This window comes from Bacillus marasmi, assembly GCF_902168435.1.
Classification (GTDB): Bacteria; Bacillota; Bacilli; order Bacillales; family Cytobacillaceae; genus Bacillus_BU; species Bacillus_BU marasmi.
Genome location: NZ_LR656180.1, coordinates 49,082 through 73,576, shown reverse-complemented (window position 1 = coordinate 73,576; position 24,495 = coordinate 49,082). Strand labels below are relative to the sequence as shown.

The following is a 24,495-nucleotide window of genomic DNA, read 5'->3' as shown; positions in this document are numbered from 1 at the left end:
GCAGATTCAATGCCGTAGGCTTGGTGGCGATAGCGAGAAGGTCACACCCGTTCCCATACCGAACACGGAAGTTAAGCTTCTCAGCGCCGATGGTAGTTGGGGGCTCTCCCCCTGTGAGAGTAGGACGTTGCCGGGCAAACAAAAACAGCTAATTATTAGCTGTTTTTTTGTTGTCTTTGAAAGACTGGTAAGCTTTTTTAGTAAAGTCGACTAAAAAATTTTGGATTTGAATCAAATTGGAAGCATTTTTATTTAATGACATCAGGAATTTGATAGATTTATTCAATTTGGACCCATTTTTGTATGTATTTTTAAGAAATAGGTATTACTTAATTGAAATATTTGCACAGAAAAATAGCGATATGCACGCCCAATCGTGAATATGATACAATTCAAAAAATATATGCACGACTTTTGAAATATATGATACAACACTGCAAATATATGCACGACTTTTGGCGTAACAAAATTTATATGCACACAAAATCACAGATATGCACGTTTAAATGTGGATATGCACAAGTGTAAGCACATCTCAACTCAATACAAACATCTTTCATTCATTAGTCAGATTCAATCCCCCCTCAATCATCAATTCAAATCCCCATTCTACTTCGGATAAATAACCAAACATACGCAGCCTTCGAAATCACTCAAGAAGGAAAGCATTAAATATCCAACATTAATCTAACAATAATCATACTCACGACATAACATAAATCTGAAAAAGGTTTTAGGCCATTATCAGTTTGAGAACTAATAATCTGGAGACAATAGTTTAATGGTTCAGATTAATTGCAAAAAAGTAGAGTCATCATGTATAATCAAAGTCAAATATAGTCAAAGTCAGATGATTGGGGGAGGTTAGATTGAGAAATATCTCCGACATAATTGAAGAATACTTAAAAACGGTATTGGAGTTAAGTGATGAGGAAATTGTTGAGATTAAAAGAAACGAAATTGCCGATAAGTTTCAATGTGTTCCTTCCCAAATAAATTATGTAATTAATACTCGATTTACGATTGAAAGAGGCTATATCGTTGAAAGTAAACGAGGTGGCGGAGGTTATATCAGAATTATTAAGGTACAACCGAATGAAAATGTTCATATTATCGATCATTTAATATCTCTAATCAAGACAAATATTTCTCAAAGTAGTGCTGAGAATGTCATTATTCGATTAGTTGAAGAAGAAATCATAACACATCGCGAAGCAAAGATTATGTTAAGTGTTATTGATCGTTCTGTCTTGTATATCGATCTTCCATACAGAGATGAACTCCGTGCAAGAATGCTAAAAGCGATGCTAACTACTTTAAAATATAAATAGTTTGTTAAAGAGGTGAACGTATGATTTGCCCAGAGTGTAATCAAAGACCAGCAACGCTCCATTTTACCAAAATTGTAAATGGAGAAAAGACAGAATTCCATCTATGCGAAAAGTGTGCGCATGAAAAGGGTGAAATGTTTATCCTTAATGGTGCACCTGGCTTTTCAATAAATAATTTGATCGCTGGATTACTCAATGTTGAACCGAAATATAAACCAAATCCTCAAGATGCTTTTAAACCTCAAGAGGTAATTCAGTGTAGTCATTGTTCAATGACTTTTCCCCAATTTGTCAAGGTGGGCCGTTTTGGATGTGCAAAATGTTACGAGGCCTTCAATGAGCATCTTATCCCATTATTAAAAAAGGTCCATAGCGGCAATAAAGATCATAGAGGAAAAATTCCTAAGAGAATTGGTGGAAGCATTCAAACTAGGAAAACCATCGATCTTTTGAAAGAGAAAATAAAAGAACACATCGCTCATGAAGAATTTGAAAAGGCTGCCCAAGTTAGAGATGAAATTCGTTTACTTGAGAGTAAAATGAGTGAACGTCCTGATGGAGGTGAATAACTTGTCATTGGAGAGATTTATTAATCAGGCTATTAGTCCATGGATGAGTGCAGATGGACCTGATTCAGATATCGTAATGAGTTCGCGAATCCGCTTGGCTCGCAACTTTAATGAGTATACTTTTCCAACTGTCTTCACGATTGAAGAAGCAAATGGTGTTATTTCATCAATGGAAGAAATGACAAGGCAAAATCCATTAAAAGAACTCGGGCAGTATGAGTTTTTAAAAATAAATGAGCTGCAGCCTTTGCAAAAAAGGGTTTTAATGGAGAAACATTTAATAAGTCCTCGTTTGATGGAACAAGCGATTAATGGAGCATGTATTCTCTCAGAAAACGAAGAAATTAGCATTATGGTGAATGAAGAGGATCACATTAGAATTCAATGTTTATATCCTGGCCTTCAATTAACCGAGGCATTGACTAATGCGAATGCAGTCGATGATTGGATAGAAGAAAATGTGAATTATGCTTTTGATGAACAATATGGTTATTTAACTAGCTGTCCTACCAATGTGGGAACCGGGTTAAGAGCTTCCGTCATGATGCACTTACCGGGTCTTGTTTTAACACAGCAGATTAATCGAATTATCCCAGCGATAAATCAATTAGGTCTAGTTGTTAGAGGAATTTATGGGGAAGGTAGCGAAGCTTTAGGTAATATATTTCAAATTTCTAATCAAATTACACTTGGAAAATCCGAAAGTGAAATTGTCGAGGATTTGAAAGGTGTAGTCAAACAATTGATTTCCCAGGAAAGAAGTGCGCGTGACGCATTAGCAAGAACATTAAACATAGAATTAGAAGACAGAGTGTTCCGTTCACTGGGAGTGCTAGAAAACAGTAGGATATTAGAGTCGAAGGAAGCAGCAAAGTGTTTATCAGATGTGAGACTTGGTATTGATATGGGATTAATAACAAATATTCCAAAGACGATTTTGAATGAATTAATGATTTTAACCCAACCTGGTTTCTTACAGCAATATGCCGGAGGCCCGTTAAGACCTAATGAACGAGATATTCGGCGTGCTGCATTAATAAGAGAAAAAATTAAATTAGACACAATGAACAGTTAGGAGGAAGTGATATGATGTTTGGACGCTTTACAGAAAGAGCACAAAAGGTGTTGGCTCTAGCACAAGAGGAAGCAATACGACTGAGTCATAATAATATTGGAACAGAACATATTTTATTAGGGCTTGTCCGTGAAGGAGAAGGGATTGCTGCTAAAGCGCTATATGCTCTCGGGCTTGGAGCAGAAAAGATCCAAAAGGAAGTTGAAAACTTAATCGGCCGTGGCCAGGAGGCATCCCAAACGATTCACTACACTCCTCGTGCCAAAAAAGTCATTGAGTTGTCAATGGATGAGGCTCGTAAATTAGGTCATTCCTATGTGGGAACTGAACATATCCTGTTAGGTTTAATCCGTGAAGGAGAAGGTGTTGCAGCAAGGGTATTGAATAACCTTGGTGTAAGTCTAAATAAAGCACGGCAGCAAGTTCTGCAATTATTAGGAAGCAATGAAGCAGGAGGAGGTCAAGGTGGTGCAGCTGCGAATGCAAACACTCCTACTTTAGATAGCCTTGCCCGCGATTTAACTGCAATTGCTAGAGAAGGTAGTTTAGATCCTGTTATCGGTCGTAGCAAAGAGATTCAGCGTGTAATAGAAGTGCTTAGTCGTCGTACAAAAAATAACCCAGTGCTAATCGGTGAACCAGGTGTAGGTAAAACGGCTATTGCAGAGGGTCTTGCTCAGCAAATAGTAAATAATGAAGTACCGGAAATACTCCGTGATAAACGAGTTATGACTTTAGATATGGGTACTGTTGTTGCCGGTACAAAATATCGCGGTGAATTTGAAGACCGACTCAAAAAAGTGATGGATGAAATCCGCCAAGCTGGAAACATCATTCTATTTATCGATGAGCTTCATACATTGATTGGTGCTGGTGGAGCTGAAGGTGCCATTGATGCCTCCAATATCTTGAAACCATCCTTAGCACGTGGAGAGCTACAATGTATCGGGGCCACAACATTAGATGAATATCGAAAATATATTGAAAAGGACGCAGCTTTAGAGCGTCGTTTCCAACCTATCCGTGTCGATGAGCCAACTGCAGAAGAGTCTGTTCAAATCTTGAAGGGTTTACGAGATCGTTATGAAGCACATCATCGTGTGTCAATTTCCGATGAGGCAATTGAGGCTGCGGTAACCTTATCAGATCGTTACATTTCCGATCGCTTTTTGCCGGATAAAGCCATTGACTTAATTGACGAAGCTGGCTCAAAAGTTCGTTTGCGTTCATACACAACTCCTCCTAATTTAAAAGAGCTTGAAGTAAAGCTTGAGGGAGTTCGTAAAGAGAAGGATGCAGCTGTTCAAAGTCAAGAATTCGAAAAAGCGGCATCATTAAGAGATTCTGAACAACGCCTACGTGAACAGCTTGAAGAGACGAAGAAAACGTGGAAAGAAAAGCAAGGCAAAGAAAATAGTGAAGTAACCGTTGAAGATATTGCGACAGTTGTGGCAAACTGGACCGGAATTCCGGTATCTAAATTAGCACAGACTGAAACAGATAAATTGTTGCGTCTAGAAGAAATTCTTCATTCGCGTGTGATTGGTCAAGAAGAGGCTGTTATCGCGGTATCAAAAGCAGTCAGACGTGCAAGAGCAGGCTTAAAAGATCCAAAGCGTCCGATTGGTTCCTTTGTTTTCCTTGGACCAACTGGTGTAGGTAAAACAGAACTTGCTCGTGCCTTAGCTGAAGCAATGTTTGGTGATGAGGATGCGATGATTCGCATCGATATGTCTGAATACATGGAGAAACATTCTACTTCTAGGTTGGTAGGGTCACCTCCGGGCTATGTTGGTTACGAAGAGGGCGGCCAACTAACAGAGAAGGTTCGTAGAAAGCCTTATTCTGTTATTTTACTAGACGAAATTGAAAAAGCTCATCCTGATGTCTTTAATATTTTATTACAGGTGCTTGAAGATGGCCGTTTAACTGATTCCAAAGGTCGTACAGTTGATTTCCGTAATACGATTCTAATCATGACATCAAACGTCGGAGCACAAGCATTAAAACGTAATAAATATGTAGGCTTTAATATTCAAGATGGAGCACAAGACTACAAAGATATGAAGGGGAAAGTGATGGAAGAATTGAAAAAGGCCTTCCGTCCAGAATTCCTAAACAGAATAGATGAAATTATCGTCTTCCATGCCCTTGAAAGAGTTCACTTAAATCAAATTGTAACGCTCATGGCGGATTCATTAGTTAAACGCTTAAAAGAGCAACATATCGAATTAGAATTAACAGATGCTGCTAGAGAAAGAATCTCTGATGAAGGTTATGATCCAGAATATGGTGCTCGTCCTTTGCGTCGTGCGATTCAAAAGCATATCGAGGATCGATTATCAGAGGAGCTATTGAAGGGTACAGTTCTAACTGGACAACATATCGTTATTGATATTGAAAACGGTGAGTTTATTGTGAGAACAGCACAAGCAACTGGAGTGCCAAAGCCTTAATTTGGTAGATAAAGGGGACACAGAGCTATTTTTGTGCTCCCCTCTTTATTTGGAAATTTCGCCAACAATTAATTGAAGTTTGCAAAGTTCAAATCAAATCTGAAACAAATTATTAGATATAATATTGATAGGCCTGATTTTTAGAAAGGACGATAGTATGGCAAAAAGAAAAACGAAATTTATGTGCCAGGATTGTGGATATGAATCTCCAAAATGGATGGGAAGATGCCCAGGTTGTGGAGCATGGAATAAAATGGTTGAAGAAGTTGAGATTGTCGGCAGCGGGAAACGAGGTGCGTTTGCTCACTCGCAAGGAATTGGCGGACAATCAAAGCCGACGCCGATTACATCAATCGAAACCGGAAATGAAGTAAGAATTGAAACAGAATTGAAGGAATTTAACCGCGTATTAGGCGGTGGAGTAGTTCAAGGTTCATTGGTACTAATAGGAGGCGACCCGGGAATTGGAAAGTCGACCTTACTGCTTCAGGTTTCCTCGCAATTAGCTAAGCTCGGCCAGTCTGTGCTGTATATTTCAGGTGAGGAATCATTACGGCAAACAAAACTTAGAGCAGAGCGTCTCGGAATTACAAGTGAGAATTTGTTGGTTTACTCTGAGACAAACTTAGATGAAATAAGCAGAACAATTGATAGCATAGCGCCAAGCTTTGTTGTCATAGACTCAATTCAAACGGTGTTTCATCCTGATGTGACATCAGCACCAGGAAGTGTTTCTCAGGTCCGTGAATGTACCGCGGAATTAATGCGGATTGGAAAAACAAAAGGTATTGCTGTTTTTATTGTTGGACATGTGACAAAAGAAGGGTCCATTGCCGGTCCGCGTCTGCTTGAGCATATGGTAGATACAGTACTATATTTTGAGGGAGAGCGCCATCATACGTATCGGATATTACGAGCAGTAAAAAATCGGTTTGGCTCAACGAATGAAATGGGTATTTTCGAGATGAAGGAAATGGGCTTGGAGGAAGTAGAAAATCCTTCAGAAATCTTTCTTGAGGAAAGGTCCGAAGGGGCTTCAGGTTCGACAGTGGTAGCCTCTATGGAGGGAACACGTCCAGTTTTAGTTGAAATTCAGGCGTTAATTTCACCAACAAGCTTTGGTAATCCGCGCCGAATGGCAACTGGGATAGATCATAATCGAGTTTCATTATTGATGGCAGTTTTAGATAAACGAGTTGGAATGCTCCTCCAAAATCAAGATGCCTATTTGAAAGTTGCTGGTGGTGTGAAAATAGATGAGCCCGCCATTGATTTAGCAATCGCTGTCAGCATTGCTTCTAGTTTTCGTGATACGCCAACCCGGGCAACGGATTGTATTATTGGGGAAGTTGGCTTGACGGGAGAAGTACGAAGGGTATCAAGAATTGAGCAACGGGTTCAGGAGGCTGCTAAATTAGGCTTCGAACGGGTGATTATACCAGAAAATAATTTAGGAGGCTGGAAGGCGCCTAAGGGAATCGATCTTATTGGTGTAACAACGGTACAACAGGCTCTATATGTGACGCTAGGCAGGTAAAATGGACCATTTGGCACGGTGGAAATATCGATTTTTAGGTAAATTGATATATAATAATAGTTGAACAGCTAACATTGTTGTGGTAAAATAAATGATTTATTTGACACTATTTTTTTACCATGCTAACCTTAGTAAAGGAGATAATTTTTAATTTGTTTCCTGTGATTTGAAACTTATTTACACGTTTTATCGTATTTATTTATGTGATTTAACTCAATCTTAAAAAACTGTGCAATTTAGGTTTCAAATTTTTCATTTTGATTATAATGAATAGATAGGAGGTGAAGGAATGTTAAAACGTATAATTCAAGCTTGCTTTCTTATAATCGGGGGTACGTTAGGAATATTTTTAATCCCTGATTTATTAAAACTAATTAATTTTGACAACATTCCTCTAATTAACAATCCATATGTATCCGCGATTTCAGGTGCACTTATTTTTTATCTTATTACTTTTTGGGCAGTAGATTATTTTACTAATTTTATGAAATGGATTGAGGAATCGCTTGTTAAAGCGCCGATAACCGATATTATTTTCGGTAGTGTTGGTTTGGTGTTCGGCTTAGTTGTTGCGTTTTTGATTGGCTTTGCCTTGAATGCCATTCAAGTGCCAATTATTAACACTGTCGCACCGATTCTGTTAACCTTATTGTTTGGTTATTTAGGTTTCCAGGTTGGTTTTAAAAAGCGCGATGAACTCTCAAATCTATTTTCAAATCGTAAGAAGAAAACCGGTGATGAAGAAGCGGATAAAGAGGATAACCGGGAAACGCTTAAAATTTTGGATACTAGTGTGATTATAGATGGAAGAATTGCTGATATATGTCAAACAGGCTTTTTAGAGGGTACGATTGTTATTCCCCAGTTTGTATTAGAAGAGTTACAGCATATTGCTGACTCATCTGACGTGTTGAAACGTAATCGAGGACGACGTGGTCTTGATATACTGAATCGCATTCAAAAGGAACTAGCAATTAAAGTAGAGATTTATGAAGGCGATTTTGAAGAAATCCAGGAAGTAGACAGCAAGCTTGTTAAACTTGCCAAGTTAACAAATGGCGTAGTTGTAACGAATGACTTTAATTTGAATAAAGTATGCGAGCTTCAAAATGTTGCCGTATTAAATATCAATGATTTAGCCAATGCGGTGAAACCTGTGGTTTTACCAGGCGAAGAGATGAATGTACAGGTTATCAAAGATGGAAAAGAGCATAATCAAGGTGTTGCCTATTTAGATGACGGTACGATGATTGTTGTTGAGGATGGCCGTGATTATATCGGCAAGCGGATAGATGTATTAGTTACGAGTGTTCTGCAAACTTCAGCAGGTAGGATGATTTTTGCGAAGCCAAAATTGTTAGAAAAAGCTTTATAGATAGAGGAGATAAGCGATGAATTATCAGGTGATTATCCCTGCTGCAGGCCTTGGAAAAAGAATGGGCGCGGGGAAAAATAAACTTCTTCTTCATTTGAACGAAGTGCCTGTACTGATTCATACTTTATTGGTTTTTGAAGATGATGAAGCTTGCGATGGAATTGTCTTAGCGGTTTCGCCAAGTGATCAAGAGGAGATTGCAAAGTTAATCCAACGGTATCATATTCATAAAGTTATTGCATTCGCACCTGGTGGGAAAGAGCGGCAAGATAGTGTATATAATGCACTAACATTACTTGATAATGATGGAATTGTCCTCGTTCATGATGCTGCAAGACCTTTTATTGAAAAGCAATTCATCCATGAAGTAACGGCTGCTGCTAGCGAATATGGCGCAGCCGTTATTGGTGTACCAGTAAAGGATACGATTAAAAAGGTACAGGACAAAAAAATAGTGGAAACGGTGGAACGTTCCAGCTTGTGGTCGGTGCAAACTCCACAAGCTTTTCGTGTGTCTGTGTTAAAGGAGGCTCATTTCCTTGCACAAAAGGACGGTTTTCTTGGTACAGATGAGGCAAGTTTAGTTGAAAGACTACCGTTTGAGATTACAATGGTGGAAGGTAGTTATGATAATATTAAGCTGACAACACCAGAGGATTTGTATTTTGCGGAAGCAATTATTGTAAAACGCGAGAAAAAGGAGAAATAAGCTATGTTTCGAATCGGACAAGGTTTTGATGTTCATCAACTAACAGAAGGACGCCCGTTAATTATTGGCGGGATCACAATTCCTTATGAAAAGGGTCTATTAGGCCATTCTGATGCAGATGTGCTTTTACATACGATAGCTGATGCTTGTTTAGGAGCAATTGGAGCAGGGGATATAGGAAAGCATTTTCCAGATACAGATCCAGCCTTCAAAGATGCAGATTCAGCTAAGCTCTTAGAGCATGTTTACGATATTGTGCAGAAAGCAGGTTATAAACTAGTTAATGCTGATTGTACAATCATCGCCCAAAAACCTAAAATGGCTCCACATATTGAAGAGATGAAACAAAGGATTGCAGAGCTGCTTCAATCGGAAATCTCGCAAATCAATGTAAAGGCTACGACTACGGAAAAGCTTGGGTTTACAGGACGTGGAGAAGGAATTGCTGCTCAGGCAGTAGTGCTTTTACAAAAGAAATCATAGTTACCGCGTTTTTACGAAAATGAGCCTAATGAAATTTCTCTGAATTAGCTAAAAACGTATGCTACAATATAGCAAAAAAGGAATGTACAGGAGGAACAATCATGTCAAAGGATATCCGCGTACGTTATGCGCCGAGCCCAACGGGTCATTTACATATCGGCAATGCACGTACGGCATTATTTAATTATTTATACGCACGAAATTTAGGCGGGAAATTTATTATCCGCATTGAAGATACAGACCAAAAGCGAAATATTGAAGGCGGCGAAGAAAGCCAATTAAAATACTTAAAATGGTTAGGCATGGACTGGGATGAAAGCATCGATGTTGGTGGTGATTATGGTCCATACCGTCAATCTGAGCGAGTTGATATTTATCAAGCTCATGTAAATGAACTTTTCAATAAAGGCCAAGCTTATAAATGCTACTGTACGGAAGAAGAGCTTGAAGCGGAAAGAGAAGCACAAACAGAAAAGGGTGAAACGCCTGCTTATTCCGGCAAATGCCGTCATTTAACTGCTGAGGAACAAGCAAAGCTAGAAGCAGAAGGAAGAAAGCCGAGCGTTCGTTTTGTTGTACCACAAAATGTAACATATGCATGGGATGACATGGTAAAGGGCAGCGTTTCGTTTGAATCTGAAGGAATGGGCGATTTCGTTATTGTTAAAAAAGATGGGATGCCAACTTATAACTTTGCGGTTGCTATCGATGACCATTTAATGGAGATTTCCCATGTGTTACGTGGTGATGACCATATTTCTAATACGCCAAAGCAATTAATGGTATACGAGGCGTTTGGGTGGGAGCCACCGGTATTTGGTCATATGACTTTAATCGTAAACGAAAGTCGGAAAAAATTAAGCAAGCGTGATGAATCAATCATCCAATTTATCGAACAATATGAGCAATTAGGTTATATTCCTGAGGCATTGTTTAATTTTATTACATTGCTTGGTTGGTCACCGGCAGGAGAGGAAGAGATTTTCTCTAAAGAAGAGTTAATTTCTTTGTTCGATGCGAATCGTTTATCTAAGTCTCCAGCGTTGTTTGATAAGCAAAAGCTGACGTGGATGAATAATCAATATATGAAAAAGGTTGATTTGGATACAGCAGTTAAGCTAGCATTGCCGCATTTAATTGAAGCTGGTCGTGTTAAAGCGGATATGAACGATGAGGAGCAGGCATGGGTTCGCAATCTAATCGCGCTGTATCAGGATCAAATGAGTTACGGTGCTGAAATTGTGGAATTGTCTACCTTGTTCTTTAAGGAAGAGGTAACATTAGATGAAGAAGCGCAAGCTGTGATTTCAGAGGAACAAGTTCCAGAGGTACTCCAAGCATTTTTAACAGAAATCAATCAGTTGGCTGAATTTACTGCACCTGAAATCAATGCATGTATTAAAGCTGTCCAAAAGGGTACAGGACATAAAGGAAAGAAACTATTTATGCCAATCCGTGTTGCAGCTACAGGCCAAACGCATGGTCCAGACTTACCGAAGGCTATTGCTTTAGTAGGAAAAGAAACCATTGTGAAAAGATTTAATACAATCTTGGAAAAATAATTACATTTGCTAGTTACATTGTGTAAGAAATATTATATAGTATTGAATATATAAGTTTTTAAAGCGTTGAAGAGGATAAGTAAAAAAACAATGTTTTTCAGAGAGAACCACCACCGGCTGAAAGTGGTTTAAACCGCTTGTTTTTTGAAATGCCCCTCTGAGCCCCATTCGAATGCTGTTGCTTTCAGCTAGTAGACATGGGCGGACCCTTCCGTTAACAGGTAAAGTTGAGACTTAGTTTCCTTTTGGCAATGAATGATTGCGGTAAAGGGATGATAAGTCTAAACAGAGTGGAACCGCGCATCAGCGTCTCTGTCTATGACAGAGACGCTTTTTTATGTTTCAAAACGTTTTATTATTTGAATAGTGTCTAGCTCAAGCGCCTAGCGCCTAGTGGACTTCAACCTTCTTCCCTACGATAAGTCAACTTCGACTCACACTTTCGTGTTTGTCGTGTTTCCTTTATCTCAGTCAGAAGAGCTTTAGTTCATACGTCGCTGAGCAAGGCGCTTGCGCTTTTCGTACGAGGGGAGATTGGATGATGTTTAAGGTTTTAAAAGAAGATATCGAAGTTATTTTCGAACAGGACCCGGCTGCACGCAGCTATTTAGAGGTTGTCTTAACGTATTCAGGATTACATGCCATCTGGTCACACCGAGTTGCACATTGGTTTTATAAGCGGAAACTATTTTTCATTGCGCGGGTAATTTCGCAGATTAGTCGATTTTTCACTGGAATTGAGATTCACCCAGGAGCAACAATAGGTAGACGTTTTTTTATTGACCACGGTATGGGAATTGTCATTGGCGAAACGTGTGAAATTGGGGATAATGTAACTGTATACCAAGGAGTAACATTAGGCGGTACAGGGAAGGAAAAAGGTAAGCGTCATCCAACCGTAAAAGATAACGCTCTTATCGCAACAGGGGCAAAAGTTCTTGGTTCGATTACGATCGGCGAAAATTCAAAAATCGGTGCCGGCGCAATTGTGTTAAATGATGTGCCTGATAATTCTACAGTTGTAGGCTTAAAGGCTAGAGTGGTCGTTCGTGATGGAGTAAAAATTCAAAAGGATCTTAAGCATGGAGATTTACCGGATCCAATCGCTGATCGTTTTAAAGAATTAGGTGATGAAATCGATCGCTTAAAGAAAGAAATTGATGAGTTGCATAAGGAAAGGGTGTCATTAAAAAAATGACGATTCAGTTATACAATACACTAACTAGAAAAAAGGAAGAGTTTATCCCGTTAGAAGCAGGAAAGGTCAAAATGTATGTTTGTGGACCAACCGTGTATAACTATATTCATATAGGAAATGCGCGGCCGGCAATTGTGTTTGATACTGTGCGTAGATATTTTGAGTTTAGAGGATTCGATGTTCAGTATGTATCAAATTTTACGGATGTTGACGATAAGCTAATAAAAGCGGCTAATCAGTTAGGTGAGGATGTACCAACCATCGCCAACCGATTTATTCAAGCTTATTTTGAAGATGTCTCAGCGTTAGGCTGTAAACAAGCGGATGTTCATCCTCGTGTAACTGAAAATATGGATATCATTATTGATTTTATTGCAACGTTAATTGATAAAGGCTTTGCGTATGAATCTGAAGGTGATGTTTATTATCGAACAAGGAAATTCAACGGTTACGGTAAATTGTCTCATCAATCGATAGACGAGCTTAAGGTTGGAGCGCGAATTGATGTCGGAGAAAAGAAACAGGATGCTCTTGACTTTGCTTTATGGAAAGCTGCAAAGGAAGGAGAAATTGCTTGGGAAAGTCCGTGGGGCTTAGGTCGTCCAGGCTGGCATATCGAATGCTCAGCAATGGCGAAAAAATACTTAGGCGAAACGATTGATATTCATGCTGGTGGACAGGATTTAGCCTTCCCTCATCATGAAAATGAGATTGCTCAATCGGAAGCATTAACAGGTAAGCAATTCGCGCGTTATTGGATGCATAACGGCTATATTAATATTGATAATGAAAAAATGTCTAAATCACTAGGTAATTTTGTGTTGGTACATGACATTATTAAAAAGCATGACCCTGAAGTGATTCGATTTTTCATGCTAAGTGTTCATTATCGTAATCCGATCAACTATAGCGACGAACTTTTGGAAAATACAAAGGCGGCGCTAGAACGCCTGAAAACGTCTTACCAAAATCTAAAACATCGGAAAGAGGCTAGTACTAATTTAACTGATAACAATCAAGGCTGGCTGGATAAAATTCATGGGTTAGAAGCGGAATTTGTTCGTGAAATGGATGATGATTTTAACACTGCTAATGGTATTTCAACATTATTTGAGTTATCGAAGCTGGCTAATCATTATTTGATTGAAAAAAATACAGCTACCGAAGTGATTGATGCGTTTACAAATTTATTTGAAAAATTATTTGCTGTTCTAGGTCTTTCACTTGGAGCGCAAGAGTTGCTGGACGAGGAAATTGAAGCATTGATTCAGGAGCGAATTCAGGCGAGAAAAGACCGAAACTTCCAGCGTTCAGATGAAATTCGTGATCAATTAAAAGAAATGAATATCATCTTAGAGGACACTCCGCAAGGAACAAGATGGAAAAGAGGCTAATTCATGCTTCACTATGAAAGTCAGATTGACGAAAAACAATTGAATAGTTTAGCGCTTGCATATATGGGAGATGCTGTCTTTGAAAGCTATATACGCCACCATTTAATTCAATTAGGTAAGGTAAGACCAAATCAATTGCATCGTGAAGCTACGCATTATGTTTCGGCCAAAGCGCAAGCTAGCGTAATTCATCAAATGATTGATGACAACCTATTAAATAATGAGGAAATAGCGGTTGTTAAACGTGGTCGAAATGCAAAATCAGGTAGCGTACCAAAAAATACCGATGTCCAAACCTATCGATACTCAACGGCGTTTGAAGCGTTAATAGGATATTTATTTTTAGCTAAAAGACAGTCTCGACTTGAAGAAATTATTGAAATAGCAATTAGATTAGTTGAAGACAAGAAAGGAGGTCAAAGTAAATGAGTTCAGATTATATTATTGGGAAAAACCCTGTAATTGAAGCATTAAAGGCGCATCGTGACATTAATAAAATCTTTATAGCTGAAGGTTCACAAGGTGGGCAAATGCAGCAGGTAATCGGATTAGCGAAGGAATCAAATGTATTGATTCAATTTGTACCGAAGAAAAAGATTGACCAAATGACAGACGGAAACCATCAGGGTGTAGTGGCTGCGGTTGCAGCATATCAATATGCCGAATTAGATGATTTATTTGCTGTCGCGGAAAAAAGAAATGAGCCGCCTTTCTTTCTGTTGCTAGATGAAATTGAGGATCCGCATAACTTAGGTTCAATTATGAGGACGGCAGATGCAGTAGGAGCGCATGGAATCATCATTCCGAAGCGTCGTGCGGTCGGCTTAACTTCCACTGTAGCTAAAGCATCAACTGGGGCAATTGAATATATCCCAGTTGTTCGCGTTACCAATTTAGCCCGGACAATTGATGAATTAAAGGAAAAAGGCGTTTGGATCGCAGGGACGGATGCTTCGGGGAGTGAAGACTATCGTTCTTTTGATGGTACTATGCCGCTTGGCTTAGTGATTGGTAGTGAAGGAAAAGGGATGGGGCGACTTATCCGCGACAAATGCGACTTCCTAATCAATCTGCCAATGGCAGGTCATGTTACTTCTCTTAATGCATCGGTGGCTGCAGCACTACTGATGTATGAGGTTTATCGAAAAAGACATCCGATAGGAAGCTAGCTATGGATATTTTGATTGTTGATGGATATAACATTATCGGTGCTTGGCCGGAACTGATATCCTTGAAAAATAAAGATTTAGGAGCGGCAAGAGATGCTTTAGTTGAAAAAATGGCTGAGTATCAGGCTTATACTGGTTTTCGAGTGATTGTCGTATTTGACGCCCATTATGTCCAAGGAAATGAAAAGAAATATCATAATTATAAAGTCGAGGTTATTTTTACAAAAGAAAATGAATCCGCAGATGAGCGGATTGAGAAGCTTGCAAGCATATTAAGTAATCGCAAAACACAAATCCATGTGGCAACCTCCGATTATACAGAGCAATGGGTGATATTTGGTCAGGGAGCCTTGCGAAAATCAGCGCGTGAATTGTTAAATGAAATGAATTTAATACAAAAAAGCATTGAAAAAAATGTAAAAAACATCCAAAAGAACAAGCCATTTTCGAAAATTCCGTTAAGTGACGAAATAGCCGAAATATTCGAAAAATGGCGCCGAGAACGCTGAGCAATGGTTGACTTCCAAAAAAAGCCTACTGTATAATATTTTTATCTATGCATGTGTGGGCGGGGGGGATTTGTATGAGTACAGACTTCAGGACAAGGATAAATGAACGTTATTTGCCGCTTGAAGATGAAGAATTAGTGGTTTTAGTGCATAAAGGAGAAAGTGATGCATTAGATTACCTAATTCATAAATATCGCAATTTTGTACGAGCAAAAGCAAGGTCTTATTTTTTAATCGGAGCGGATAAAGAGGATATTGTCCAGGAAGGCATGATCGGGTTGTATAAAGCAATTCGAGATTTTAGAGATGATAAAATGACTTCCTTTAAGGCATTTGCTGAATTATGTATTACAAGACAAATCATTACCGCAATTAAGACGGCCACAAGACAAAAACATATTCCTTTGAATTCGTATGTTTCTTTGGACAAGCCTATATATGATGAAGAATCGGACCGAACCTTGATGGACGTTCTTTCAGGTGCGAAAGTTATGGACCCCGAGGAACTAATCATTAATCAAGAGGAATTTGATAATATTGAGGGGAAAATGAAAGAGCTATTAAGTGACCTAGAACGGAAGGTGCTTGCTCTTTATTTGGACGGTCAATCCTATCAGGAAATCTCTGAGGAATTGAATCGCCATGTGAAATCGATTGATAACGCGCTCCAGCGCGTGAAAAGAAAACTAGAAAGATACTTAGAGGTTCGCGAGTTTACAGTATAAGTTGATACACCTTCCGCTTTGATATGTCTAGCCTTAGCGGCTAGCCCCTCGAGGTCTTAAGCCAATCCGTCCAAAAGGTCAAAGAACGACCTTTCGGCCAGCTCGTCTTAAGCTTGTCGGGGCTGACAAAGCCGCTTCCGCTTTTCTATATTTTTAAAACTTAGTGAACCTTCATGACCTTTGTTGACACTGTTTAAACGAAGTGGTATCTTTTTAAAGATGATATAGTTGGTTATAGTGGGTGTTTTAATGAAAAAAATTATTTTGGCTTGTGCGACTTGTGGTTCACGAAATTATACGACTAACAGTAACAAAGCTACACAAGCAAGATTAGAACTAAAAAAATATTGTAACACATGTAGCACTCATACGATTCATCGAGAAACGAAATAATTACATTGTTATTATAGATTCGACTGTTGGAGGTTACAGAATGCAACGCATAACAACGTTCTTCCGTGAAGTAGTTCGTGAAGCCAAAAAAGTGAGCTGGCCAAAACGTAAAGAATTAACTCGTTATACTATTACCGTGTTATCAACAGTTACTTTTTTTGCACTGTTTTTTGCAGCTTTAGATTACGGTATTTCTGAATTGATTCGGTTAATACTTGAATAACACAGTGCGTTACATGGTATAATGGAAAATAATGCGAGACACATGACAAAGCCCGGGTAACGGGTTTTTTCATTGTGGAAAAAAGTACGTTTTTATAGGAAAGATTTTAAATATGGGGAGGGACGGACGAATTAGTCCTCTTGAATGGAAAAGAATTGGTATGTAGTACATACTTACTCAGGGTACGAGAATAAAGTGAAGGCGAACCTTGAGAAACGCGTTGAGTCAATGGGAATGGCGGACAAAATCTTTCGAGTAATCGTACCGGAAGAAGAAGAAACTGATATTAAAAATGGTAAGAAAAAGGTTGTAAAACGTAAGGTGTTTCCAGGTTACGTATTAGTTGAAATAATCATGACGGATGATTCTTGGTATGTTGTCCGTAATACGCCTGGTGTCACAGGGTTTGTTGGTTCTGCTGGGTCTGGTTCAAAGCCAACGCCACTACTACCAGAAGAAGTAGTTGTAATTTTAAAACGAATGGGCGTCGACGAAAAGCGTGTCGATATCGACTTTGAACTAGGAGAAACTGTGAAGGTTAAAGAAGGCCCATTTGCGAATTTCACAGGAACAATTGAGGAAATTGAAAAGGATAAATCTAAACTGAAGGTATTAGTAAATATGTTCGGTCGTGATACTCCAGTTGAGCTTGATTTTACACAAATTGATAAATTAGATTAAAAGAACTTGAAATAGTTATTGAATAGTGATAAAATTTCATAGGTCAATATGTCTCGAAACGAGAGTGACAATTGTCAAGTTCTTTATATTTAGATAAAGACTTTTCTATGAGTGGGAGGGAGTTTTCCCTATTACCACATCACGGACTTTAAGGAGGTGTGTCTCGTGGCTAAAAAAGTAATTAAAGTTGTCAAATTGCAAATTCCTGCAGGCAAAGCTAATCCAGCGCCACCAGTTGGTCCTGCATTAGGTCAAGCCGGTGTTAACATCATGGGATTCTGTAAGGAGTTTAACGCTCGTACGGCTGATCAAGCTGGCTTAATCATCCCGGTTGAAATTACGGTATTCGAAGACCGTTCTTTTACATTTATTACGAAAACTCCGCCTGCTGCCGTTCTTTTGAAAGTAGCAGCTGGAATTCAGTCTGGTTCAGGCCAGCCTAACCGTAATAAAGTAGCGACAGTTAAACGTGCAACAGTACGCGAGATTGCTGAACAGAAAATGCCTGACCTTAACGCAGCTAGTGTAGAAGCAGCTATGCGTATGGTTGAAGGTACTGCACGCAGCATGGGTATTGTTATCGAAGATTAATTTCGAAGTTTACTGTTTTGTAAGAGGGGGTTGCGTGCTGAAAATTTCACTCGCAACCTTTATTCGTGGGAGGTACATCCGTTAATACCACATTCTAGGAGGATTTAAAAATGGCTAAAAAAGGTAAAAAGTATTTAGAAGCAGTTAAGCTTGTAGATCGTACTAAAGCTTACCCAATTGCAGAAGCAATTGAACTTGCAAAAAAGACTAGTACTGTTAAATTTGATGCAACTCTTGAAGTAGCTTTCCGTCTTGGAGTAGATCCTAAGAAAGCTGACCAACAAATTCGTGGTGCTGTAGTTCTTCCAAACGGAACTGGTAAAGTACAACGCGTACTAGTTTTCGCTAAAGGTGAAAAAGCTAAAGAAGCTGAAGCAGCAGGCGCTGATTATGTTGGCGATTCAGAATACATCAACAAAATCCAACAAGGTTGGTTTGAATTTGATGTAATCGTTGCTACTCCTGATATGATGGGTGAAGTTGGTAAACTTGGTCGTACATTAGGACCTAAAGGTTTAATGCCAAACCCTAAAACAGGTACTGTTACATTTGATGTAACTAAAGCAATCAACGAAATTAAAGCTGGTAAAGTTGAATACCGTGTTGATAAAGCTGGAAACATCCATGTTCCAATCGGTAAGCAATCTTTCGAAGATCAAAAATTAATCGAAAACTTTAACACTATCTTTGATACAATGTTAAAAGTTAAACCAGCTGCTGCAAAAGGTACTTACATGAAGAACGTTACTGTTACTTCAACAATGGGACCTGGCGTAAAAGTTGATCCATCATCAGTTACAGTAAAATAATGGTATTGACAAACGAATTCACGTTTATTATAATGTGATTTGTTGTTGAAAATATAATAACATTTGTACCGCAGACAGTAGGTGCGTTTACGCTTAATTCCCTACCGAGGTCATACGATAGATTTTCTGTACGTCTACTATTGTATAAACTCCTCCATGTCTGAAAAGGTGTGGGGGATTTTTATTGTCCGGTATGAATGTAGTAAATCTACAGGAGGTGTAAGGATGAGCAGCGTTATTGAAACAAAAAAACAAATCGTAGAAGAAATTGCTGATAAATTAAAATCAAGTGTATCAACTGTTGTAGTTGACTACCGTGGTTTAAATGTTGCAGAAGTAACTGAACTTCGTAAACAACTTCGTGAAGCGGGTGTTGAGTTTAAAGTATACAAAAACTCAATGACTCGTCGTGCTGCGGATGCTTGTGAGCTTTCTGGTTTAAATGAAGCTCTTACAGGTCCAAACGCAATTGCGTTCAGTACTGAAGATGTAGTTGCTCCTGCTAAAATTATTAACGACTTCGCGAAAAAACACGAAGCTCTTGAAATTAAAGCGGGTGTAATTGAAGGAAACGTTTCGACTGCTGACGATATTAAAGCTCTTGCGGAACTACCGTCTCGCGAAGGTTTACTATCTATGTTACTCAGCGTTCTTCAAGCACCTATTCGCAATCTTGCTCTTGCTGCAAAAGCTGTTGCAGATCAAAAAGAAGAACAAGGCGCGTAAGTTAGAAATCTTATTTATCTATTAAAAAAAACAAAACTCTAAGGAGGAAAATAATCATGACTAAAGAACAAATCATTGAAGCGGTTAAAAATATGACTGTTTTAGAATTAAACGACTTAGTAAAAGCAATTGAAGAAGAATTCGGCGTAACTGCTGCAGCTCCTGTAGCTGTTGTTGGTGGAGCTGCTGGTGCTGCTGTTGAAGAAAAAACTGAATTTGATGTGGTACTTGCTTCTGCAGGCGATCAAAAAATCAAAGTTATCAAAGTTGTACGTGAAATCACAGGTCTTGGTCTTAAAGAAGCAAAAGAACTTGTTGACAACACTCCAAAAGCAGTTAAAGAAGGCGTTTCTAAAGAAGAAGCAGAAGAAATCAAAGGCAAACTTGAAGAAGTTGGCGCAAACGTTGAGGTTAAGTAATTTAGCCTTTGAAAAGCTCGCTGTATAAGCGAGCTTTTTTGCTTTTTCGATTCTTTTAACATATAATACTGTTCGGAAATGTATTTATTTTTACCTCAGTATCTTCTATAAAGAAATCTCTCCCCGATGGAGGTGGTTGTAAACCATATGACTGACCATTATTATTCCCGCACACAAAATGTTGAAAGTGACCCGAAGTATTGGGATTTTCAGTTAAGGAGTCACACATTCCGTTTCAAAACAGATAATGGTGTATTTTCAAAAAAAGAGGTTGATTTTGGCTCGCGTTTGTTGATTGAAGCGTTTGAAGCAACAGATAGCAAGGGGAAAATCCTTGATGTTGGCTGTGGATATGGACCGATCGGAATATCATTTGCGAAGACTCTTCCAGAGACAACCATACATATGATAGATGTTAACGAACGAGCATTAGAACTTGCTAGAGAAAACGCTAAATTAAATCATATAAATAATGTCAAAATCTATCAGAGTGATCGGTTATTAGGTGTATCCGACACGGACTTTGCTGATATCGTAACGAATCCGCCGATTAGGGCTGGAAAACAAACGGTTCATGATATTTTTGAACAAAGTCATCGTCATCTAAAGTCAGGAGGCTCGCTTTGGGTTGTCATTCAGAAAAAGCAAGGTGCGCCATCAGCATTAACAAAACTACAGGAGCTTTTTAGTGAGGTAGAAACTGTAGATAAGAGTAAAGGGTATTTTATTTTCAAAGCAAAAAAACATTGACTCGTCAAGGGGGTTATGTTAATATTATAAAATGCCAATAGATTAGTTTCCGTTTTATTGCTAAAATCATCATTAATTGTATATATTTGGCTATTGACGGTTAAGCTAATAAAATAATAGTTCGTCATGTGAAATTGCGGTTTTTAACAGAAAAACCCTTTTTCTTTTTGTCTTATGGCAATAGATGTAATTATAACGCTTGATTTGAGGGGTGAATCAGTTGACAGGTCAACTAGTTCAGTATGGACGACACCGCCAACGAAGAAGTTATGCAAGAATCAGTGAAGTTTTAGAGTTACCAAATCTCATTGAAATTCAAACCTCTTCTTATCAGTGGTTTCTTGATGAGGGTTTACGTGAAATGTTCCAGGACATTTCTCCAATCGAAGACTTTACTGGTAACCTATCATTGGAATTCATTGATTATAGCTTAGGTGATCCTAAGTATTCCGTTGAGGAGTCGAAGGAACGAGACGTTACATATTCTGCACCATTGCGTGTAAAGGTACGTCTAGTGAACAAAGAAACAGGTGAAGTAAAAGACCAAGATGTATTTATGGGTGACTTCCCACTAATGACTGAAACAGGAACGTTTGTAATTAATGGTGCTGAGCGCGTCATTGTATCACAATTAGTGCGTTCTCCTAGTGTTTATTTTAGTGGAAAAGTGGATAAGAACGGAAAAAAAGGTTTTACTGCAACAGTAATTCCTAACCGTGGTGCTTGGTTGGAGTATGAAACAGACGCCAAGGATGTTGTGTATGTAAGAATAGATCGTACTCGGAAACTGCCCGTTACGGTTCTTTTGCGTTCACTAGGGTTCGGAGCGGATTCGGAAATTATCGATTTAATCGGTGATAATGAGTACATCCGTAATACTTTGGAAAAAGACAACACTGAAAGTACGGAAAAAGCGCTTTTAGAAATTTACGAGCGTCTTCGTCCGGGTGAACCACCAACTGTAGAAAATGCAAAGAGTTTATTAGTCTCACGCTTCTTTGATCCAAAGCGTTATGATTTAGCCAATGTGGGTCGTTACAAGATTAATAAAAAGCTTCATATTAAAAATAGACTTTTCGGTCAACGTTTAGCTGAAACTTTAGTTGATCCGGAAACAGGGGAAATTATTGCGGAAAAAGGTACAACGCTTGATCGTCGTACGTTAGACCGTATTCTTCCTAACCTTGAAAACAATATTGGTTTTAAATCTATCAATCCAATTGGTGGCGTGGTAGAGGATGATATTGTCCTTCAATCAATTAAAATTTATGCTCCAAATGATGATGGCGAAAAGGTCATTAATGTTATTGGTAATTCCAATATCGAAGAAGCAATTAAGAATATTACTCCTGCTGATATCATTGCTTCCATCAGCTATTTCTTCAATTTGCTGCACGGTGTTGGAAATACAGATGATATCGATCATTTAGGAAATAGACGTTTGCGTTCTGTTGGAGAATTGTTACAAAATCAATTCCGTATCGGTTTATCACGGATGGAACGTGTTGTTCGTGAGAGAATGTCAATTCAAGATACAGCAACGATTACTCCACAGCAATTAATTAATATTCGTCCTGTAATCGCATCGATTAAAGAGTTTTTTGGTAGCTCTCAATTATCGCAATTCATGGATCAAACGAATCCGTTAGCAGAGTTAACACACAAACGTCGTTTATCCGCGTTGGGACCTGGTGGTTTAACGCGTGAACGTGCAGGCTTTGAGGTGCGTGACGTTCACTATTCCCACTATGGACGTATGTGTCCGATTGAAACGCCAGAGGGTCCGAACATCGGATTGATTAACTCTCTATCATCATATGCAAAGGTTAATCGCTTTGGTTTTATTGAAACACCATATCGTCGTGTTGACCCAGAAACAGGAAAAGTGACATCTCGTATCGACTACCTAACTGCAGATGAGCAGGATAACTATGTAGTTGCCCAAGCGAATGTGCGCTTAGGTGAAGACGGTTCGTTCTTAGATGAAGATGTTGTTGCGCGTTTCCGTGATGAAAACGTTGTGGTTAATCGAGATCGAATCGATTACATGGATGTATCACCGAAACAGGTTGTTTCTGCCGCAACGGCGTGTATTCCATTTTTGGAAAATGATGACTCAAACCGTGCCTTAATGGGTGCGAACATGCAACGTCAAGCTGTTCCGCTTCTTCAACCAGAGGCGCCACGCGTTGGTACTGGGATGGAATATGTTTCGGCAAAGGATTCAGGTGCTGCAGTAATTTGTAAGCATCCTGGTATTGTTGAACATGTTGAGGCTCGTGAAGTTTGGGTTCGTCGTATCTCTGAGGTTGATGGCCAAGAGGTTAAAGGAAATCTTGATAAATATCGCATGCTGAAGTTTATTCGTTCAAACCAAGGTACTTGCTACAACCAACGCCCGATTGTTAGTGTTGGGAATCGTGTTGTCAAAGGTGAAATCCTTGCTGACGGACCTTCGATGGAAAAAGGCGAGCTTGCGCTTGGCCGTAACGTTCTTGTTGCCTTTATGACATGGGATGGTTATAACTACGAAGATGCGATTATTATGAGTGAGCGTCTTGTAAAAGACGATGTATATACTTCTATTCATATTGAAGAGTATGAATCTGAATCACGTGATACAAAATTAGGGCCTGAAGAAATTACTCGCGATATTCCAAATGTAGGGGAAGATGCTCTTCGTAATTTGGATGAGCGTGGAATTATTCGAATTGGTGCTGAAGTTAAAGATGGAGATTTATTGGTTGGTAAAGTAACGCCTAAAGGTGTAACTGAATTAACAGCTGAAGAGCGTCTCCTACATGCGATTTTCGGTGAAAAGGCTCGTGAAGTACGCGATACATCTTTACGTGTTCCACACGGTGGTGGCGGAATTGTCCTAGATGTAAAGGTCTTTAATCGTGAAGATGGCGATGAATTGCCTCCAGGTGTTAACCAACTTGTTCGGGTATACATCGTTCAAAAACGTAAAATTCACGAAGGTGACAAGATGGCGGGACGCCATGGTAATAAAGGGGTAATTTCGAAAATTATGCCTGAAGAGGATATGCCTTACTTACCAGATGGTACTCCTGTAGACATCATGTTAAATCCATTAGGGGTTCCTTCGCGGATGAACATCGGGCAAGTATTGGAGCTTCATTTAGGTATGGCGGCTAGAGCACTTGGAATTCATGTTGCATCGCCAGTATTTGATGGAGCGACAGAGGAAGATGTATGGTCAACGATTGAAGAAGCTGGTATGGCACGTGATGCAAAAACGGTTCTTTATGATGGCCGCTCTGGTGAACCTTTCGATAACCGTGTATCTGTCGGTGTTATGTACATGATTAAGCTTGCGCACATGGTAGATGATAAACTACATGCTCGCTCGACTGGTCCTTATTCACTTGTTACGCAGCAACCGCTTGGTGGTAAAGCACAATTTGGTGGACAGCGTTTCGGTGAGATGGAAGTATGGGCACTTGAAGCATATGGTGCTGCCTATACATTACAGGAAATCTTAACGGTTAAATCTGATGACGTTGTAGGTCGTGTGAAAACATACGAAGCAATCGTTAAAGGTGAAAATGTACCAGAACCAGGAGTTCCTGAATCATTCAAGGTATTAATTAAGGAGCTTCAAAGTTTAGGTATGGATGTAAAAATCCTTTCTGGTGATGAGCAAGAAATTGAAATGCGTGACCTAGAGGATGAAGAAGAAATTCAACAAGCTGAATCTCTTACTATTGCTCCAGAGCTTGACAGCATTGAGACAGAACCAGTTGGATCCAAGGAATAATATCAACAACTAAAGAGCTCAGTGAAGTCC

At 39.1% G+C, this 24,495-nt stretch carries 24 protein-coding genes, 1 rRNA gene and 2 other annotated features; all 25 genes read left to right on the top strand.

Annotation, left to right across the window (positions count from 1 at the left end):
* Positions 1 to 19 precede the first annotated feature (19 nt).
* The 25 genes from rrf (at position 20) to rpoB (ending at position 24,465) form a co-directional block, all read left to right on the top strand.
* Positions 20 to 136 (top strand): 5S ribosomal RNA (rrf, locus tag FXW34_RS19440).
* Between the two features lie 733 nt (positions 137 to 869).
* Positions 870 to 1,331, top strand: coding sequence for a CtsR family transcriptional regulator (locus FXW34_RS19435; RefSeq protein ID WP_147535717.1), 462 nt, complete (start codon positions 870 to 872; stop codon positions 1,329 to 1,331).
* A gap of 20 nt (positions 1,332 to 1,351) precedes the next feature.
* A complete protein-coding gene (mcsA, locus tag FXW34_RS19430; protein WP_147535716.1) occupies positions 1,352 to 1,900 on the top strand; it encodes a protein-arginine kinase activator protein McsA in 549 nt (182 codons plus the stop codon).
* A 1-nt stretch (position 1,901) separates the two neighbouring features.
* Positions 1,902 to 2,975, top strand: a complete 1,074-nt coding sequence (gene mcsB, locus FXW34_RS19425) for a protein-arginine kinase McsB (protein ID WP_147535715.1) — start codon at positions 1,902 to 1,904, stop codon at positions 2,973 to 2,975.
* Positions 2,976 to 2,986: 11 nt separating this feature from the next.
* On the top strand, positions 2,987 to 5,431 hold the full coding sequence (gene clpC, locus FXW34_RS19420) for an ATP-dependent protease ATP-binding subunit ClpC (protein ID WP_147535714.1): 2,445 nt from the start codon (positions 2,987 to 2,989) through the stop codon (positions 5,429 to 5,431).
* A 157-nt stretch (positions 5,432 to 5,588) separates the two neighbouring features.
* A complete protein-coding gene (radA, locus tag FXW34_RS19415) occupies positions 5,589 to 6,968 on the top strand; it encodes a DNA repair protein RadA (RefSeq protein ID WP_147535713.1) in 1,380 nt (459 codons plus the stop codon).
* Between the two features lie 289 nt (positions 6,969 to 7,257).
* Positions 7,258 to 8,343: a PIN/TRAM domain-containing protein gene (locus tag FXW34_RS19410; protein ID WP_147535712.1), complete on the top strand. Its 1,086-nt coding sequence runs from the start codon at positions 7,258 to 7,260 to the stop codon at positions 8,341 to 8,343.
* A 16-nt stretch (positions 8,344 to 8,359) separates the two neighbouring features.
* Positions 8,360 to 9,052, top strand: coding sequence for a 2-C-methyl-D-erythritol 4-phosphate cytidylyltransferase (gene ispD, locus FXW34_RS19405; RefSeq protein ID WP_147535711.1), 693 nt, complete (start codon positions 8,360 to 8,362; stop codon positions 9,050 to 9,052).
* A gap of 3 nt (positions 9,053 to 9,055) precedes the next feature.
* Positions 9,056 to 9,535, top strand: a complete 480-nt coding sequence (ispF, locus tag FXW34_RS19400; protein ID WP_147535710.1) for a 2-C-methyl-D-erythritol 2,4-cyclodiphosphate synthase — start codon at positions 9,056 to 9,058, stop codon at positions 9,533 to 9,535.
* Positions 9,536 to 9,636: 101 nt separating this feature from the next.
* Positions 9,637 to 11,097, top strand: a complete 1,461-nt coding sequence (gene gltX / locus FXW34_RS19395) for a glutamate--tRNA ligase (RefSeq protein ID WP_147535709.1) — start codon at positions 9,637 to 9,639, stop codon at positions 11,095 to 11,097.
* Positions 11,098 to 11,154: 57 nt separating this feature from the next.
* Positions 11,155 to 11,414, top strand: a binding site (T-box leader).
* A 224-nt stretch (positions 11,415 to 11,638) separates the two neighbouring features.
* Positions 11,639 to 12,295 (top strand): serine O-acetyltransferase, encoded by a 657-nt coding sequence (gene cysE, locus FXW34_RS19390; RefSeq protein ID WP_147535708.1) that lies wholly within the window; start codon positions 11,639 to 11,641, stop codon positions 12,293 to 12,295.
* The gene (gene cysS, locus FXW34_RS19385; RefSeq protein ID WP_147535707.1) at positions 12,292 to 13,689 is read left to right on the top strand and encodes a cysteine--tRNA ligase; all 1,398 of its coding nucleotides are present in this window, start codon (positions 12,292 to 12,294) and stop codon (positions 13,687 to 13,689) included. The genes cysE and cysS overlap by 4 nt, the downstream gene beginning before the upstream one ends.
* Positions 13,690 to 13,692: 3 nt before the next feature.
* The gene (locus tag FXW34_RS19380; RefSeq protein ID WP_147535706.1) at positions 13,693 to 14,118 is read left to right on the top strand and encodes a Mini-ribonuclease 3; all 426 of its coding nucleotides are present in this window, start codon (positions 13,693 to 13,695) and stop codon (positions 14,116 to 14,118) included.
* Positions 14,115 to 14,858, top strand: coding sequence for a 23S rRNA (guanosine(2251)-2'-O)-methyltransferase RlmB (gene rlmB / locus FXW34_RS19375; RefSeq protein ID WP_147535705.1), 744 nt, complete (start codon positions 14,115 to 14,117; stop codon positions 14,856 to 14,858). The genes FXW34_RS19380 and rlmB overlap by 4 nt, the downstream gene beginning before the upstream one ends.
* Before the next feature lie 2 nt (positions 14,859 to 14,860).
* The gene (locus tag FXW34_RS19370; protein ID WP_147535704.1) at positions 14,861 to 15,367 is read left to right on the top strand and encodes an NYN domain-containing protein; all 507 of its coding nucleotides are present in this window, start codon (positions 14,861 to 14,863) and stop codon (positions 15,365 to 15,367) included.
* Between the two features lie 74 nt (positions 15,368 to 15,441).
* Entirely contained in the window at positions 15,442 to 16,092 is a 651-nt protein-coding gene (gene sigH / locus FXW34_RS19365; protein ID WP_147535703.1) for an RNA polymerase sporulation sigma factor SigH, read from the top strand.
* A gap of 249 nt (positions 16,093 to 16,341) precedes the next feature.
* Positions 16,342 to 16,485 (top strand): 50S ribosomal protein L33, encoded by a 144-nt coding sequence (gene rpmG, locus FXW34_RS19360; protein WP_147535702.1) that lies wholly within the window; start codon positions 16,342 to 16,344, stop codon positions 16,483 to 16,485.
* A 40-nt stretch (positions 16,486 to 16,525) separates the two neighbouring features.
* On the top strand, positions 16,526 to 16,708 hold the full coding sequence (gene secE, locus FXW34_RS19355) for a preprotein translocase subunit SecE (RefSeq protein WP_147535701.1): 183 nt from the start codon (positions 16,526 to 16,528) through the stop codon (positions 16,706 to 16,708).
* A 144-nt stretch (positions 16,709 to 16,852) separates the two neighbouring features.
* Positions 16,853 to 17,389, top strand: coding sequence for a transcription termination/antitermination protein NusG (gene nusG, locus FXW34_RS19350; RefSeq protein ID WP_147535700.1), 537 nt, complete (start codon positions 16,853 to 16,855; stop codon positions 17,387 to 17,389).
* A gap of 165 nt (positions 17,390 to 17,554) precedes the next feature.
* Positions 17,555 to 17,980, top strand: a complete 426-nt coding sequence (gene rplK / locus FXW34_RS19345; protein ID WP_147535699.1) for a 50S ribosomal protein L11 — start codon at positions 17,555 to 17,557, stop codon at positions 17,978 to 17,980.
* A gap of 110 nt (positions 17,981 to 18,090) precedes the next feature.
* A complete protein-coding gene (gene rplA, locus FXW34_RS19340) occupies positions 18,091 to 18,789 on the top strand; it encodes a 50S ribosomal protein L1 (protein ID WP_147535698.1) in 699 nt (232 codons plus the stop codon).
* A gap of 50 nt (positions 18,790 to 18,839) precedes the next feature.
* Positions 18,840 to 18,982: a sequence feature (ribosomal protein L10 leader region), on the top strand.
* 32 nt (positions 18,983 to 19,014) lie between these two features.
* Entirely contained in the window at positions 19,015 to 19,515 is a 501-nt protein-coding gene (gene rplJ / locus FXW34_RS19335) for a 50S ribosomal protein L10 (RefSeq protein ID WP_147535697.1), read from the top strand.
* Positions 19,516 to 19,571: 56 nt separating this feature from the next.
* Positions 19,572 to 19,934, top strand: coding sequence for a 50S ribosomal protein L7/L12 (gene rplL, locus FXW34_RS19330; protein ID WP_147535696.1), 363 nt, complete (start codon positions 19,572 to 19,574; stop codon positions 19,932 to 19,934).
* Between the two features lie 147 nt (positions 19,935 to 20,081).
* Positions 20,082 to 20,684 carry a class I SAM-dependent methyltransferase gene (locus FXW34_RS19325; protein WP_147535695.1) on the top strand — a complete coding sequence of 201 codons (603 nt, stop codon included), beginning with the start codon at positions 20,082 to 20,084 and terminating at the stop codon, positions 20,682 to 20,684.
* A 220-nt stretch (positions 20,685 to 20,904) separates the two neighbouring features.
* Positions 20,905 to 24,465, top strand: a complete 3,561-nt coding sequence (gene rpoB / locus FXW34_RS19320; RefSeq protein ID WP_147535694.1) for a DNA-directed RNA polymerase subunit beta — start codon at positions 20,905 to 20,907, stop codon at positions 24,463 to 24,465.
* The last annotated feature ends 30 nt before the right edge of the window (positions 24,466 to 24,495 follow it).

Coding starts and splice junctions, on each gene's coding strand:
- mcsA (WP_147535716.1), top strand. CDS start 1,352: ATGATTTGCCCAGAGTGTAATCAAAGACCAGCAACGCTCCATTTTACC.
- clpC (WP_147535714.1), top strand. CDS start 2,987: ATGATGTTTGGACGCTTTACAGAAAGAGCACAAAAGGTGTTGGCTCTA.
- radA (WP_147535713.1), top strand. CDS start 5,589: ATGGCAAAAAGAAAAACGAAATTTATGTGCCAGGATTGTGGATATGAA.
- FXW34_RS19410 (WP_147535712.1), top strand. CDS start 7,258: ATGTTAAAACGTATAATTCAAGCTTGCTTTCTTATAATCGGGGGTACG.
- ispD (WP_147535711.1), top strand. CDS start 8,360: ATGAATTATCAGGTGATTATCCCTGCTGCAGGCCTTGGAAAAAGAATG.
- ispF (WP_147535710.1), top strand. CDS start 9,056: ATGTTTCGAATCGGACAAGGTTTTGATGTTCATCAACTAACAGAAGGA.
- gltX (WP_147535709.1), top strand. CDS start 9,637: ATGTCAAAGGATATCCGCGTACGTTATGCGCCGAGCCCAACGGGTCAT.
- cysE (WP_147535708.1), top strand. CDS start 11,639: ATGTTTAAGGTTTTAAAAGAAGATATCGAAGTTATTTTCGAACAGGAC.
- cysS (WP_147535707.1), top strand. CDS start 12,292: ATGACGATTCAGTTATACAATACACTAACTAGAAAAAAGGAAGAGTTT.
- FXW34_RS19380 (WP_147535706.1), top strand. CDS start 13,693: ATGCTTCACTATGAAAGTCAGATTGACGAAAAACAATTGAATAGTTTA.
- rlmB (WP_147535705.1), top strand. CDS start 14,115: ATGAGTTCAGATTATATTATTGGGAAAAACCCTGTAATTGAAGCATTA.
- FXW34_RS19370 (WP_147535704.1), top strand. CDS start 14,861: ATGGATATTTTGATTGTTGATGGATATAACATTATCGGTGCTTGGCCG.
- sigH (WP_147535703.1), top strand. CDS start 15,442: ATGAGTACAGACTTCAGGACAAGGATAAATGAACGTTATTTGCCGCTT.
- rpmG (WP_147535702.1), top strand. CDS start 16,342: ATGAAAAAAATTATTTTGGCTTGTGCGACTTGTGGTTCACGAAATTAT.
- secE (WP_147535701.1), top strand. CDS start 16,526: ATGCAACGCATAACAACGTTCTTCCGTGAAGTAGTTCGTGAAGCCAAA.
- nusG (WP_147535700.1), top strand. CDS start 16,853: ATGGAAAAGAATTGGTATGTAGTACATACTTACTCAGGGTACGAGAAT.
- rplA (WP_147535698.1), top strand. CDS start 18,091: ATGGCTAAAAAAGGTAAAAAGTATTTAGAAGCAGTTAAGCTTGTAGAT.
- rplJ (WP_147535697.1), top strand. CDS start 19,015: ATGAGCAGCGTTATTGAAACAAAAAAACAAATCGTAGAAGAAATTGCT.
- rplL (WP_147535696.1), top strand. CDS start 19,572: ATGACTAAAGAACAAATCATTGAAGCGGTTAAAAATATGACTGTTTTA.
- FXW34_RS19325 (WP_147535695.1), top strand. CDS start 20,082: ATGACTGACCATTATTATTCCCGCACACAAAATGTTGAAAGTGACCCG.